Source organism: Pseudomonas sp. JC1203, from assembly GCF_056175065.1.
In genome coordinates this window covers 184,432-197,885 of record NZ_JBWCAM010000005.1, presented here as the reverse complement: position 1 = coordinate 197,885, position 13,454 = coordinate 184,432, and the positions used below count along the sequence as shown (strand labels likewise).

Genomic DNA, 13,454 nt, shown 5'->3' with positions numbered 1-13,454 from the left:
AGTGACCATCGAGTCACCGGGGGCCGAGGCGTCTGCAACCAGACACCAAGCCTTTGAAAACGCTTGAAAAGACCTGGTTGTACCGCAACTCGGTCGCTTGACGCTCTACTGATGCACCCCACATCATCGCGACGAATCCTCGACTTTCGGCTCATTGATCACATTGGACGAAAGCGCCTACCCTGCGCATCTCGAGATTCTGTGCACGCTTAGCAAAGAAGAGAGTTAATCCGAATATGCCCACCCGCTCAAAGATCATCTACACCTTCACCGACGAAGCTCCGGCCCTCGCCACCTATTCCCTGCTCCCTATCGTAGAGGCCTTCACCGCCTCGGCTGATATTGCCGTGGAAACCCGGGACATCTCCCTGGCCGGCCGCATCCTGTCGAGCTTCCCTGAGCAACTGAAAGCCGACCAGGTCATCGCTGACGACCTCGCCGAGCTGGGCACCCTGGCCACCACGCCGGAAGCCAACATCATCAAGCTGCCGAACATCAGCGCCTCGGTTCCCCAGCTGAAAGCCGCGATCGTCGAGCTGCAGGCTCAGGGCTTCAACATTCCGGACTACCCGGAAAACCCGGCCACCGACGCCGAGAAAGAAGCCAAGTCGCGTTACGACAAAATCAAGGGCAGCGCCGTGAACCCGGTACTGCGCGAAGGCAACTCCGACCGCCGCGCGCCGCTGTCGGTGAAGAACTACGCTCGCAAGCACCCGCACAAGATGGGCGCCTGGGCTGCCGACTCCAAGTCCCACGTGGCCCACATGAGCAACGGCGACTTCTACGGCAGCGAAAAAGCCGCACTGATCGAAACCGCTGACGCCGTGCGCATCGAACTGCTGGCCGCCGACGGTTCCACCACCGTCCTGAAGGAAAAGACTTCGGTAAAAGCCGGCGAGATCATCGACTGCGCCGTGATGAGCAAAAAGGCCCTGCGCGCCTTCATCGCCGCTGAAATCGAAGACGCCAAGGCCAAGGGCGTGCTGCTGTCGCTGCACCTGAAAGCCACCATGATGAAGGTTTCCGACCCGATCATGTTCGGCCAGGTAGTCGCCGAGTTCTATAAAGAAGCACTGGCCAAGCACGCCACCGTGCTTGAGCAGGTTGGTTTCAACCTGAACAACGGCATCGGCGACCTGTACGCCCGCATCCAGTCGCTGCCTGCCGAGCAGAAAGCGCAGATCGAAGCCGACGTGCAAGCCGTATACGCCACCCGTCCGGCGCTGGCCATGGTCAACTCCGACAAGGGCATCACCAACCTGCACGTGCCGAGCGACGTGATCGTCGACGCCTCGATGCCGGCCATGATCCGTGACTCGGGCAAGATGTGGAACGCCGAAGGCAACCTGCAGGACACCAAGGCGGTGATCCCGGACCGTTGCTACGCCACCATCTACCAGGCCACCATCGAAGACTGCAAGAAGCACGGCGCCTTCGATCCGACCACCATGGGCAGCGTGCCAAACGTTGGCCTGATGGCGCAGAAAGCCGAAGAGTACGGTTCGCACGACAAGACCTTCCACATCAAGACCGACGGCACCGTGCGCGTGGTCGATGGCAAGGGCCGCACCCTGCTGGAACAGAAAGTCGAAGCGGGCGACATCTTCCGCATGTGCCAGACCAAGGACGCGCCGATCCAGGATTGGGTCAAACTGGCCGTCAACCGTGCCCGCGCCTCCAACACCCCGGCCATCTTCTGGCTGGACCCGGCGCGCGCCCACGACGGCGTGATGATCGAGAAAGTCCAGGTCTACCTGAAAGACCACGACACCTCGGGCCTGGACATCCGCATCATGTCCCCGGTCGACGCCATGAAGTTCTCCCTGGAGCGCATCCGCAAGGGCCAGGACACCATCTCGGTGACCGGCAACGTGCTGCGCGACTACCTGACCGACCTGTTCCCGATCATGGAACTGGGCACCAGCGCCAAGATGCTGTCCATCGTGCCACTGATGAACGGCGGTGGCCTGTTCGAAACCGGCGCCGGCGGTTCGGCTCCGAAACACGTGCAGCAACTGGTGGAAGAGAACTTCCTGCGCTGGGACTCGCTGGGTGAATTCCTGGCCCTGGCCGCTTCCCTGGAACACCTGGGCGTGACCACCGACAACGCCAAGGCCAAGGTCCTGGCTGCCACCCTGGACCAGGCCACCGGCCAGTTCCTGGACAACAACAAGTCGCCATCGCGCAAAGTCGGCAACATCGACAACCGCGGCAGCCACTTCTACCTGGCGCTGTACTGGGCACAAGCCCTGGCCGCCCAGACCGAAGACGCTACCCTGCAAGCGCGCTTCGCCCCGCTGGCCGCCGCACTGACCGAACAGGAAGCGACCATCGTCGCCGAACTGAACGCCGTGCAAGGCAAGCCGGTCGACATCGCTGGCTACTACCACGCCAACGCCGAGCTGGCTGCCAAGGTCATGCGCCCAAGCGCTACCTTGAACGCCGCAATCGCGTCGCTGAAGTAAGCTAGCCCGCAGTACACGAAGCCCCGGTCATGTGCCGGGGCTTCGTGCTTTCTACAGGAGAACAATGATGCGCCCCTGGATCCCCCACGTCACCGTCGCCACCGTCATCGAGGACAACGGCCGTTTCCTGCTGGTCGAAGAACTCAAGGGCGGCCGCGCCGTGCTCAACCAGCCCGCCGGCCACCTGGAACCCGATGAAAGCCTGATAGAGGCGGCCATCCGCGAAACCCTGGAAGAAACCGGCTACGACGTCGAGTTGACCGGCGTCATTGGCATTTATTTGTATACGGCGCCCAGCAACGGCGTGACCTACCAGCGGGTGTGCTTTGCCGGCAAGCCGCTGCACCACGACCCGGAGCGCAAGCTGGACCACGGCATCATCGGGCCGCAGTGGTTGACCCGCGATGAAATCATCGAGCAGAAGCCGCGCTGGCGCAGCGAGTTGTTGTTGCAGTGCATTGATGATTACCTGGATCAGCCGCTGCACAGCCTGTCCCTGATCCGCAACTGAGCTGTCGTCATGGCACCCATACCTGTAGCAGCGGCCGCCAGGCCGCGTCCGGGCCACCACGTATCACCTTGAACAGCGCGATCGCATCACTGAAGCAAGCTGCCCCTCAACAAGGAAGCCCCGGTCATGTGCCGGGGCTTCGTTGTTGAGGGCGGTACCCAGGAAGGGTTATTGCCCCGCCAGCACGCCCAGAATACCCATACCCGACTCCCCCGTCGGATCAGTCCCATCACCCAGGAACACAATACTTCGATCTGACCTCACGATGAGCTTATCGGCGGCTGTTTGCGAAGGCAACTCATCAATCAGACGCCAGCCGGCGCCGTCTGCAAACTCAAGGTCCAGCTGACCGTCAAGCAGGAAACGTCCGACAAAACCCCAGCGGTCCCCAGCCACATACTTGGCGCCAATAGCAGTTATGGCGTGCCCATCGACCGCGACATTGTGCCACTGCCAATCTCCACCCTCTATCACCAATGGGCTCCCATTATTGAAGCTGGAATTGAGCTCACCTTCCTTGTCATAGCTCAACAGCATCGGACCATCCTCGCGCCAGCCGGCCGCCACAAAAAAATCATCCGAGAGCTTGGTCACGCCATCGAGAATGCTTGAGAGGGTTCCCATATCAAAATCCTTGAAACCTCCCACCCCATAGGACGGGTCCAACTCGCCGTCATGCCCCAGCCGCGCAGAAGTGGATCGAGTTGTAGTGCCCGCCCGTTGCGTATCTCCCGTCAGATAAATACCGTCGGCATTCACCAGAATATTTGCGGGATAAAAGTCGAGTCCCTCCCGCTTGACCACCTGGACACCGTCCGTGCCAAAATTCCAGTCGATGACACCCTGACGATCAATCACCATGAGCAAAATCTTACGGTCGTAAGACATTCCCTGAATATAAAAACGCCCCTCAAACTGCGTCCAGCGCTGGGAATAGTAGGAATGCGGCAGTTCCCGGCTATCACTACCCCTGGCTTGGGGCAACATTGACTCATCCAAGGCAAGGGAAGGTTCGCTATCACGCCCAAGCCCGGAAAAAATGCAAATGCCTTCGGTACCAAACGCTACATCCAGCTCCCCATTCATCAGATGGCACGCCACGGCAGGATAAGCGGCTGCCGGGCCCTCACCCTGCTTGTAGGTATAGCGGCCGAACACGTAAAGCCGATCTTCTGCAGGGCTGTCTCCCTCCCAATAGTGCAATGCGCTGCCCGTGCTACTCACGAACACGTCCGGCTCGTAAGATTTGAAGAAGGCTCCGCCTATCAAGCCATTGTTGCCGAAACTGGCATGCCGACCACCCTGGGCATTCAATGCCACGATGAAGTACTGCGACATCCAAATTTGATCTTTAGTGGGGTATCGGCTTCCCGACACGTAGATGATTTCATTGCGATCTGTCACCAGCCCGCCGCTTTGAACACCCTCGAAGCCTGGAAATTGCAGGTCGAGCAACTTGCCCTCGTTGAACGACGGATCCAGGTGACCTGCTCGGGTTTGATTACTCATGGTGTTTCTCCTTATCGTTGAACCGTGAGTAAATATCCGCGCGTGCTTGCCTGGATACTGACAGAAATACAACTAGCCATAAGCCACCACCCCCATAACCTAGGGCAACAGCCTGTTCCTGTTCCGCAACTGAGGTGTCGTCATGGACGCCGCCTTCGGCAGCTGCTACAGGGCCGATGGTTGTAGCAGCGGCCGCCAGGCCGCGTCCGGGCCGCCACGTATTCCCAGACATACCGGGCGCTTGGTGGTAGAATCCCGTGCTTTTCCCAGACACACACTCAATTCCTATGCGTGATTCAGCTGCTGCCCCTGAAACCCAGCGCGTCATCGTCGGCATGTCCGGCGGCGTTGATTCTTCCGTGTCCGCCCTCCTGCTGCTCGAACAGGGGTACCAGGTGGAAGGCCTGTTCATGAAGAACTGGGAAGAAGACGACGGCACCGAATACTGCACCGCCCGCGAAGACCTGGCCGACGCCCAGGCCGTGTGCGACCGTATCGGCATCAAGCTGCATACGGCCAACTTCGCCGCCGAATACTGGGACAACGTCTTCGAACATTTCCTGGAAGAGTACAAGGCCGGCCGCACGCCGAACCCCGACATCCTCTGCAACCGCGAAATCAAGTTCAAGGCTTTCCTGGACTACGCGCTGTCGCTGGGTGCCGACCTGATCGCCACCGGCCACTACGTGCGCCGTCGTGACATCGATGGCCGTACCGAGCTGCTCAAGGGCCTGGACCCGAACAAGGACCAGAGCTACTTCCTGCACGCGGTGGGCGGCGAACAGATCGCCCGCACCCTGTTCCCGGTGGGCGAGCTGGAAAAACCGGAAGTGCGCGCCATCGCCGAGAAACACGGCCTGGCCACCGCCAAGAAGAAGGATTCCACCGGTATCTGCTTCATTGGCGAGCGCCGCTTCAGCGACTTCCTCAAGCAGTACCTGCCGGCGCAGCCAGGCGAGATCCAGAACACCGAAGGTGAAGTGATCGGCCGTCACCACGGCCTGATGTACCACACCATTGGCCAGCGCCAGGGCCTGGGCATTGGCGGCCTGAAGGACGCCAGCGACGAGCCGTGGTACGTGCTGGAAAAGGACCTGGAACGCAACGTGCTGGTAGTCGGCCAGGGCAACGACCACCCGTGGCTGTTCTCCCGCGCCCTGCTGGCTTCGGAAATCTGGTGGGTGAACCCCATCGACCTGAGCAGCCCGCGCCGCCTGACCGCCAAGGTGCGCTACCGCCAGTGCGACCAGCCCTGCACGTTGGAAAAGACCGCCAGCGGCTACCGCGCGGTGTTCGACGACCCGCAGCGCGCCGTTACCCCCGGCCAGTCCGTGGTGTTCTACGACGGCGAGATCTGCCTGGGTGGCGGCGTCATTGAAGTGGCCCAGCCGTGGACCAGCAAAGGCGCCGCTGCATGAACCCCATTCAGGAGCAATTGATTGCCCTGGGCGCGGTCTTCCAGGCCGCCGTGCTGGTAGACCGCATCGCCAAGACCGGCCAGAGCACCGAGGCCGCCATGGGCTGCATGCTCGGCAGCCTGCTGATTCGCGACCCCAAGGACACCCTGGAGGTGTTCGGCGGCGACGACCTGAACCTGCGCGACGGCTACCGCGCCCTGGTCAGCGCGCTTGAGCGCGACCCGGCCAGCCTGCAACGTGAACCGCTGCGCTACGCCCTGTCGATGCTCAACCTGGAGCGTCAACTGGGCAAGCGTGACGACCTGCTGGACGTGATTGGCCGGCGGTTGCCGCAGATCCAGTCGCAGGTAGAACATTTTGGCATTACCCACGAGAACGTTATCGCCGCCAGTGGTGCGCTGTATCAGGACACCCTGAGCACCCTGCGCCAGCGGATCCAGGTGCAGGGCGACATGCGCAACCTGCAGCAGCCCAACAATGCCGCGAAAATACGCGCATTGCTGCTGGCCGGCATCCGTTCGGCGCGTTTATGGCGGCAATTGGGCGGCCACCGCTGGCAACTGGTATTCAGCCGGCGCAAGCTGCTCAAAGAACTGTATCCGATGATGCGCGGTTAACGCTCGTCACCTCACGGGCGCGGTCGGCGCTGGGCTGCCGACCTGCAATGAATTTTCATGTATGATACGCGCCCCATTTCGTTGCCCGACTGTCCGAGAACACCCCATGCAGCTTTCTTCGCTCACTGCGGTTTCCCCTGTTGACGGCCGCTACGCCGGCAAAACCCAGGCCCTGCGCCCTATTTTCAGCGAATACGGCCTGATCCGTTTCCGCGCCCTGGTTGAGGTGCGCTGGCTCCAGCGCCTGGCCGCCCACCCGCAAATCAGCGAAGTGCCGGCGTTCTCCGCCGAAGCCAACGCTATCCTCGACGCCCTGGCCGATGATTTCGCCCTCGAACACGCCGAGCGCGTGAAAGAGATCGAACGCACCACCAACCACGACGTCAAGGCCATCGAGTACCTGTTGAAAGAACAGGCTGCCAAGCTGCCGGAACTGGCCAAGGTCAGCGAGTTCATCCACTTTGCCTGCACCAGCGAGGACATCAACAACCTGTCCCACGCCCTGATGCTGCGCGAAGGCCGTGACACCGTGCTGCTGCCGCTGATGCGCCAGATCGCCGAGAACATCCGCGAACTGGCCCACCGCTTCGCCGACGTGCCGATGCTGTCGCGCACCCACGGCCAGCCGGCATCCCCGACCACCCTGGGCAAGGAACTGGCAAACGTCGTCTACCGTCTGGAGCGCCAGATCGCCCAGGTAGCCGCCGTGCCGCTGCTGGGCAAGATCAACGGCGCCGTGGGCAACTACAACGCCCACCTGTCGGCCTACGCCGACATCGACTGGGAAGCCAACGCGCGCGCCTTCATCGAAGACGAACTGGGCCTGGGCTTCAACCCCTACACCACCCAGATCGAGCCGCACGACTACATCGCCGAGCTGTTCGACGCCATCGCGCGCTTCAACACCATCCTGATCGACTTCGACCGCGATATCTGGGGCTACATCTCCCTGGGTTACTTCAAGCAGCGCACCATCGCTGGCGAAATCGGCTCTTCGACCATGCCGCACAAGGTCAACCCGATCGACTTCGAAAACTCCGAAGGCAACCTGGGTATCGCCAACGCCCTGTTCCAGCACCTGGCCAGCAAACTGCCAGTTTCGCGCTGGCAGCGTGACCTGACCGACTCCACCGTGCTGCGCAACCTGGGCGTCGGTTTCGCCCACAGCGTCATCGCCTACGAGGCGACCCTGAAGGGCATCAGCAAGCTGGAACTGAACGAAGTCCGCATCGCACAAGACCTGGACGCCTGCTGGGAAGTCCTGGCCGAGCCGATCCAGACCGTGATGCGCCGCTACAACATCGAAAACCCGTATGAAAAACTGAAAGAGTTGACCCGCGGCAAGGGCATCACCCCTGACGCGCTGCAAACTTTCATCGACGGCCTGGACATGCCAGCCGAAGCCCGCGCTGAACTGAAGAAGCTGACTCCAGCTTCCTACATCGGTAACGCCGCGGCCCAGGCCAAGCGCATCTGACGCTCCGCCCCGTCGCTACGACGCCCGGCTCAGCCGGGCGTTTTTATTCGTGACTTAAAAGCGCTCTCATTCAATAGGTTACACATGAATCCTGATACTCCTCTGCAACTGCTGGGTGGCCTGACTGCACGTGAATTCCTGCGTGATTACTGGCAGAAAAAGCCCCTGCTGATCCGTCAGGCGTTCACCGATTTCGAAAACCCGATCAGCCCCGATGAGCTGGCTGGCCTGGCCCTGGAAGAAGAAGTCGAGTCGCGCATCGTCATCGAAAACGGCGAACGCCCGTGGGAAATGCGCCGCGGCCCGTTCGAGGATGACGCCTTCAGCCAACTGCCCGAGCGCGACTGGACCCTGCTGGTGCAGGCCGTCGACCAGTTCGTGCCGGAAGTGGCCGAACTGCTGCAGCCGTTCCGCTTCCTGCCAAGCTGGCGCATCGACGACGTGATGATCAGCTACGCCGCCCCCGGTGGCAGCGTGGGCGCGCACTTCGACAACTACGACGTGTTCCTGCTGCAGGGCCATGGCAAGCGCAACTGGAAAATCGGCCAGATGTGCGATTCCGACAGCCCGCTGATCGACCACGCCGACCTGCGCATCCTGGCCGATTTCCAGCAGACCGACGAATGGGTGCTGGAGCCCGGCGACATGCTCTACCTGCCGCCGCGCCTGGCCCACTACGGCATCGCCGTGGACGACTGCATGACCTACTCGGTCGGTTTCCGCGCGCCGAGCGCCGCCGAAGTGCTGACCCACTTCACCGACTTCCTCACCCAGTTCATGCCGGACGAAGAGCGCTACACCGACGCCGACGCGACACCTGTCAACGACCCGACGCAAATCCAGCACGACGCCCTGGACCGTTTGAAGAAGCTGCTCAACGAGCACATGAACGACGAGCGCCTGCTGCTGACCTGGTTCGGCCAGTTCATGACCGAGCCACGCTACCCGGAGCTGGTTGCCGGTGAAGAGCTTGCCGAAGACGACCTGCTGGGCGGCCTGGAAGACGGCGCCATCCTGATCCGCAACCCGAGCGCGCGCCTGGCCTGGTCGGAAGTGGGCGACGACCTGCTGCTGTTCGCCAGCGGCCAGAGCCGCCTGCTGCCGGGCGAGATGCGCGAGCTGCTGAAGCTGATCTGCGCGGCCGACGCCCTGCACATCGAAAACCTGGGCCCATGGATGATTGACGAGCAAGGTCGTACACTGATCTGCGAGCTGGTCAAACAAGGAAGTCTGGGGTTTGCCGATGAATAAGATTCGCGTACGCGTGGCTGATTGGCACAAGGACATCGCCGACATTCGACGTATCCGCGAGGCCGTGTTCATTGCCGAGCAATCGGTACCACCGGAGCTGGAGTTCGACGCCGATGACGTCGACGCCGTGCACTTCCTGGCCTGCGAGGGCGACTACCCTATCGGTACCGCCCGCCTGCTGCCCGATGGCCAGATTGGCCGGGTGTCGGTGCTCAAGGACTGGCGCGGGCTGAAAGTGGGCGACGCCCTGCTGCAGGCCGCCATTACCCAGGCCGAGAACCTCGACCTCAAGCAGCAAAGCCTGAGCGCCCAGGTGCACGCCACGGCGTTCTACGAGCGCCACGGCTTCAAGGTGGTAAGCGAAGAGTTCCTCGAAGCGGGCATCCCGCACGTGGATATGGTTCGCTATAGCTAAGACACCTCCCGTAGCAGCTGCCGAAGGCTGCGTCCGGCCGCAACGCCTGTGACGCGGCCTTTCGGCCGCTGCTACGGGACCTGCGTCGCGTCACGGATTTGCGTTCCGCCCTTCTGCCATAATGTCCTCTCCAATGATGGAGACTCCGGACATGCCGTTACGCCCCCTGCTTGCCACCTGCGCCCTGCTCGCCTCGTTCACTGCCAGCGCCGCCACCGAAATCGTCCAGCTGAACAACCGCACCAGCGGTGACCTGCTGCCCGTGGCGCAGAACTTCATCGGCCATGACGGCAAGGTCAGCGCCTACGGCAACCAATTGATCGTCAACGCCGACCCGGACAAGATCCAGCAGCTGCGCGCACTCATCACCCAATTGGACGTGGCCGCCCGGCGGCTACTGATCAGCGTCGACACCAGCGACAGCAACGAAGGCGACCGCGGCGGCTATACGGTCAATAACAACAACACCCGCATCATCAACTACGGCACCACCAACCGCACCGGCGGCACCCAGCAGGTGCAGGCCACCGAAGGCACGCCGGCGCTGATCCAGGTAGGCCAGAGCGTACCCTTCACCACCGCCCAGAGCGACAGCTACGGCGGCCTGCAGACCCAGACCCAATACCGCAACGTCACCCAGGGTTTCTACGTGACCGCTAGCGTCACCGGCGAGACCGTGCACCTGAGCATCAGCACCAATAATGACCGCATGAGCCAGGAGCGTCAGGATGTAGTGAACGTGCAAAGCACCGACACACAGGTCAGCGGGCGCCTGGGCGAATGGATCACCTTGGCCGGTACCAATGAGCAAAGTACCGCGAATAACAGTGGCTACACGCGAAATTGGTCCACACAGGGCCGCAGTGACATGACCTTGCGGGTAAAAGTGGATCCACTGGACTGAAATCATGACTTGCGGGTCGTAAAATCGCCCCACCGGTCGTCGACCCACCCCTCGAAAACTGACTGCCAAGTCGCCTACGACCAAAGATGTAGTGATAGAAAAAAACCACTACAAAACATTTGACGACACAATTTGCTCTTGGCATGATGGCCTCGCTCCCGCTAATCAGGGGCCCTGGAAAGGGCCTTCGGATCGGTCTCTAACCTACCCACCTGAGCCGATTCGTGTCTGGAACGCCCACAAGGCAGCCTGACGAGATTGCGACTGGAACGAAGAAGTTGTCCCGAGGGACGGAAGCGCAATCGGCATCACGGCAAGACCTGCACGTTCGCACAACGGCAACCACGAGCCACGTGCGCCCGGGCAATCTTGGCCTGCCACCTGTCTTCCCCTCCTTCGAACGACCGTTCGATCGTCGCCTTCTCCGTCAAGCCCGTCCCAGACCTTCTAAGCTTCTGATCTGCGAGCGCCACAATGGTGTTTCTGTAAGGACAGCGCCGGCGGAGCGAGAATTTTCATTCAAACCTATGCGACGAGGTTTATCTCCATGGCACTGACACGCGAACAACAAATAGCTGCCCTCGAAAAAGACTGGGCAGAAAACCCGCGCTGGAAAGGTGTAACCCGGACCTACTCTGCTGCCGACGTTGTGCGTCTGCGCGGTTCGATCCAGCCCGAGCACACATTGGCCCGCCTGGGCGCCGAGAAGCTCTGGAACCTGGTGACCCAGGGCGCCAAGCCGTCCTTCCGTCCGGACAAGGACTTCGTCAACTGCATGGGCGCCCTCACCGGCGGCCAGGCCGTGCAACAGGTCAAGGCTGGCATCCAGGCCATCTACCTGTCCGGCTGGCAAGTGGCCGCCGACAACAACTCGGCCGAATCGATGTACCCCGACCAGTCGCTGTACCCGGTGGACTCCGTGCCGACCGTGGTCAAGCGCATCAACAACTCGTTCCGCCGCGCCGACCAGATCCAGTGGAAAGCCGGCAAGAACCCGGGCGATGACGGCTACATCGACTACTTCGCCCCGATCGTGGCCGACGCCGAAGCCGGTTTCGGCGGCGTGCTGAACGCCTACGAGCTGATGAAAAGCATGATCGAGGCAGGCGCCGCCGGCGTGCACTTCGAAGACCAGCTGGCCTCGGTGAAGAAATGTGGCCACATGGGTGGCAAGGTACTGGTGCCTACCCAGGAAGCCGTGCAGAAGCTGACCGCAGCGCGCCTGGCCGCTGACGTTGCCGGTGTGCCGACCATCATCCTGGCCCGCACCGACGCCAACGCCGCCGACCTGCTGACCTCGGACTGCGACCCGTACGACCAGCCATTCGTGACTGGCACCCGCACCCAGGAAGGCTTCTACAAGGTGCGCGCCGGCCTCGACCAGGCCATTGCCCGCGGCCTGGCCTACGCCCCGTACGCCGACCTGATCTGGTGCGAGACCGCCAAGCCGGACCTGGACGAAGCCCGTCGCTTCGCCGAGGCCATCAAGAAGGAATACCCGGACCAACTGCTGTCGTACAACTGCTCGCCGTCGTTCAACTGGAAGAAGAACCTCGACGACGCGACCATCGCCAAGTTCCAGCGCGAACTGTCGGCCATGGGCTACAAGCACCAGTTCATCACCCTGGCGGGCATCCACAACATGTGGCACAGCATGTTCAACCTGGCGCACGACTACGCCCGCAACGACATGACCGCCTACGTGAAACTGCAGGAACAGGAGTTCGCCGACGCCGCCAAGGGCTACACCTTCGTGGCGCACCAACAGGAAGTGGGCACCGGCTACTTCGACGACATGACCACCGTTATCCAGGGCGGCACCTCGTCGGTGACCGCGCTGACCGGCTCTACCGAAGAAGAGCAGTTCCATTGATGTAACGCACACGCCGTAACGAAAAAGGCCACCCCACGCAGGTGGCCTTTTTCGTTGATCCAAAGGGCACCCCTTCCCCCCGTAGCAGCTGCCGAAGGCTGCGTCATGGCCGCTGCAATGCGTGGCACCGTGACGCGGCCTGGCGGCCGCTGCTACAGGGAGCGAAGTGCGCCACCCTCATTCACTCCTTCGCCCTGCCCCACATCGACTACGCTTCTACAACCAAAGTCTTGATCCACGCCAACTTATATAGAGGGAAAATAGCGTAGAACGTACGAGTTGGTTAACGCGGACGTCAGGCTTGACATGATTTTAAGCTCTTTAAATGATATCGATTATCATTACATATAAAAAACCCATCCAGACGGGTGTAACAACGTTATAAATAAAACACCCTGCAACCCCCGGCCCGTGGGCCCCGCAGGCACTTGCAAGGTGTGTATGTGCTTAATCCTACGAATAAATTTGCTGGAGAAAATTTACTTGCCACCGCTTTACCCATAAAATCAGCGCGATAGATTCAGCTGCGACATATCGTCACTGCTTTACTACTTTTCAAGCCCAGAGATTTTTGCTCTCTGTTAAGGATTCCAGCATGCCCGATTCGACAGGACTCATGGCCCACAACTGGGGCTTTGCCATCTTCCTTTTGGGTGTCGCCGGGCTATGCGCCTTCATGCTGGGGCTCTCCGCCCTGCTGGGCAGCAAGGCCTGGGGCCGCAGCAAGAACGAACCATTCGAATCCGGCATGCTGCCGGTCGGTAGCGCCCGCCTGCGCCTTTCCGCCAAATTCTATCTGGTCGCGATGCTGTTCGTGATCTTCGATATCGAAGCCCTCTTTCTCTTTGCATGGTCTGTGTCGGTACGCGAAAGCGGCTGGGCCGGATTCGTCGAAGCACTCGTTTTCATAGCAATTCTGTTGGCAGGTCTTGTCTACCTTTGGCGAGTGGGGGCGCTCGATTGGGCTCCCGAAGGTCGCCGTAAGCGGCAAGCGAAGCTGAAACAATGAGGCTT

The 13,454-nt window shown here is 61.1% G+C and carries 11 protein-coding genes; 10 read left to right on the top strand and 1 reads right to left on the bottom strand.

Annotated elements, in window-relative coordinates; translation table 11 throughout:
- The first annotated feature begins 236 nt into the window (after positions 1 to 236).
- Positions 237 to 2,465: an NADP-dependent isocitrate dehydrogenase gene (locus AC0SZ7_RS10100; RefSeq protein WP_475504265.1), complete on the top strand. Its 2,229-nt coding sequence runs from the start codon at positions 237 to 239 to the stop codon at positions 2,463 to 2,465.
- A gap of 67 nt (positions 2,466 to 2,532) precedes the next feature.
- Complete coding sequence (locus tag AC0SZ7_RS10095) at positions 2,533 to 2,976, top strand: NUDIX hydrolase (protein WP_475504264.1); 444 nt, start codon at positions 2,533 to 2,535, stop codon at positions 2,974 to 2,976.
- A gap of 168 nt (positions 2,977 to 3,144) precedes the next feature.
- Here the strand turns inward: AC0SZ7_RS10095 and AC0SZ7_RS10090 are convergent, their stop codons facing one another.
- On the bottom strand, positions 3,145 to 4,485 hold the full coding sequence (locus AC0SZ7_RS10090) for a hypothetical protein (protein ID WP_475504263.1): 1,341 nt from the start codon (positions 4,483 to 4,485) through the stop codon (positions 3,145 to 3,147).
- A 287-nt stretch (positions 4,486 to 4,772) separates the two neighbouring features.
- Between AC0SZ7_RS10090 and mnmA the strand changes: the two genes are divergently transcribed.
- From mnmA to AC0SZ7_RS10050, 8 genes are all read left to right on the top strand, one after another.
- Entirely contained in the window at positions 4,773 to 5,903 is a 1,131-nt protein-coding gene (gene mnmA / locus AC0SZ7_RS10085) for a tRNA 2-thiouridine(34) synthase MnmA (protein ID WP_475504262.1), read from the top strand.
- Positions 5,900 to 6,520, top strand: a complete 621-nt coding sequence (gene hflD / locus AC0SZ7_RS10080; protein ID WP_475504261.1) for a high frequency lysogenization protein HflD — start codon at positions 5,900 to 5,902, stop codon at positions 6,518 to 6,520. The genes mnmA and hflD overlap by 4 nt, the downstream gene beginning before the upstream one ends.
- Before the next feature lie 106 nt (positions 6,521 to 6,626).
- A complete protein-coding gene (purB, locus tag AC0SZ7_RS10075) occupies positions 6,627 to 7,997 on the top strand; it encodes an adenylosuccinate lyase (protein ID WP_475504260.1) in 1,371 nt (456 codons plus the stop codon).
- Positions 7,998 to 8,081: 84 nt separating this feature from the next.
- The gene (locus AC0SZ7_RS10070; protein WP_475504259.1) at positions 8,082 to 9,248 is read left to right on the top strand and encodes a ribosomal protein uL16 3-hydroxylase; all 1,167 of its coding nucleotides are present in this window, start codon (positions 8,082 to 8,084) and stop codon (positions 9,246 to 9,248) included.
- The gene (locus AC0SZ7_RS10065) at positions 9,241 to 9,663 is read left to right on the top strand and encodes a GNAT family N-acetyltransferase (RefSeq protein ID WP_475504258.1); all 423 of its coding nucleotides are present in this window, start codon (positions 9,241 to 9,243) and stop codon (positions 9,661 to 9,663) included. Before AC0SZ7_RS10070 ends, AC0SZ7_RS10065 begins: the two co-directional genes overlap by 8 nt.
- A gap of 151 nt (positions 9,664 to 9,814) precedes the next feature.
- A complete protein-coding gene (locus AC0SZ7_RS10060) occupies positions 9,815 to 10,567 on the top strand; it encodes a secretin N-terminal domain-containing protein (protein WP_475504257.1) in 753 nt (250 codons plus the stop codon).
- Positions 10,568 to 11,114: 547 nt separating this feature from the next.
- Positions 11,115 to 12,440, top strand: a complete 1,326-nt coding sequence (gene aceA, locus AC0SZ7_RS10055) for an isocitrate lyase (protein ID WP_416425234.1) — start codon at positions 11,115 to 11,117, stop codon at positions 12,438 to 12,440.
- A gap of 595 nt (positions 12,441 to 13,035) precedes the next feature.
- Complete coding sequence (locus AC0SZ7_RS10050; RefSeq protein ID WP_008369061.1) at positions 13,036 to 13,449, top strand: NADH-quinone oxidoreductase subunit A; 414 nt, start codon at positions 13,036 to 13,038, stop codon at positions 13,447 to 13,449.
- The last annotated feature ends 5 nt before the right edge of the window (positions 13,450 to 13,454 follow it).

What these genes read in the sequence shown, in the direction of transcription:
- AC0SZ7_RS10100 (WP_475504265.1), top strand. Translation starts at nt 237, where the DNA reads ATGCCCACCCGCTCAAAGATCATCTACACCTTCACCGACGAAGCTCCG.
- AC0SZ7_RS10060 (WP_475504257.1), top strand. Translation starts at nt 9,815, where the DNA reads ATGCCGTTACGCCCCCTGCTTGCCACCTGCGCCCTGCTCGCCTCGTTC.
- AC0SZ7_RS10070 (WP_475504259.1), top strand. Translation starts at nt 8,082, where the DNA reads ATGAATCCTGATACTCCTCTGCAACTGCTGGGTGGCCTGACTGCACGT.
- aceA (WP_416425234.1), top strand. Translation starts at nt 11,115, where the DNA reads ATGGCACTGACACGCGAACAACAAATAGCTGCCCTCGAAAAAGACTGG.
- AC0SZ7_RS10095 (WP_475504264.1), top strand. Translation starts at nt 2,533, where the DNA reads ATGCGCCCCTGGATCCCCCACGTCACCGTCGCCACCGTCATCGAGGAC.
- AC0SZ7_RS10065 (WP_475504258.1), top strand. Translation starts at nt 9,241, where the DNA reads ATGAATAAGATTCGCGTACGCGTGGCTGATTGGCACAAGGACATCGCC.
- hflD (WP_475504261.1), top strand. Translation starts at nt 5,900, where the DNA reads ATGAACCCCATTCAGGAGCAATTGATTGCCCTGGGCGCGGTCTTCCAG.
- AC0SZ7_RS10050 (WP_008369061.1), top strand. Translation starts at nt 13,036, where the DNA reads ATGCCCGATTCGACAGGACTCATGGCCCACAACTGGGGCTTTGCCATC.
- mnmA (WP_475504262.1), top strand. Translation starts at nt 4,773, where the DNA reads ATGCGTGATTCAGCTGCTGCCCCTGAAACCCAGCGCGTCATCGTCGGC.
- purB (WP_475504260.1), top strand. Translation starts at nt 6,627, where the DNA reads ATGCAGCTTTCTTCGCTCACTGCGGTTTCCCCTGTTGACGGCCGCTAC.
- AC0SZ7_RS10090 (WP_475504263.1), bottom strand. Translation starts at nt 4,485, where the DNA reads ATGAGTAATCAAACCCGAGCAGGTCACCTGGATCCGTCGTTCAACGAG.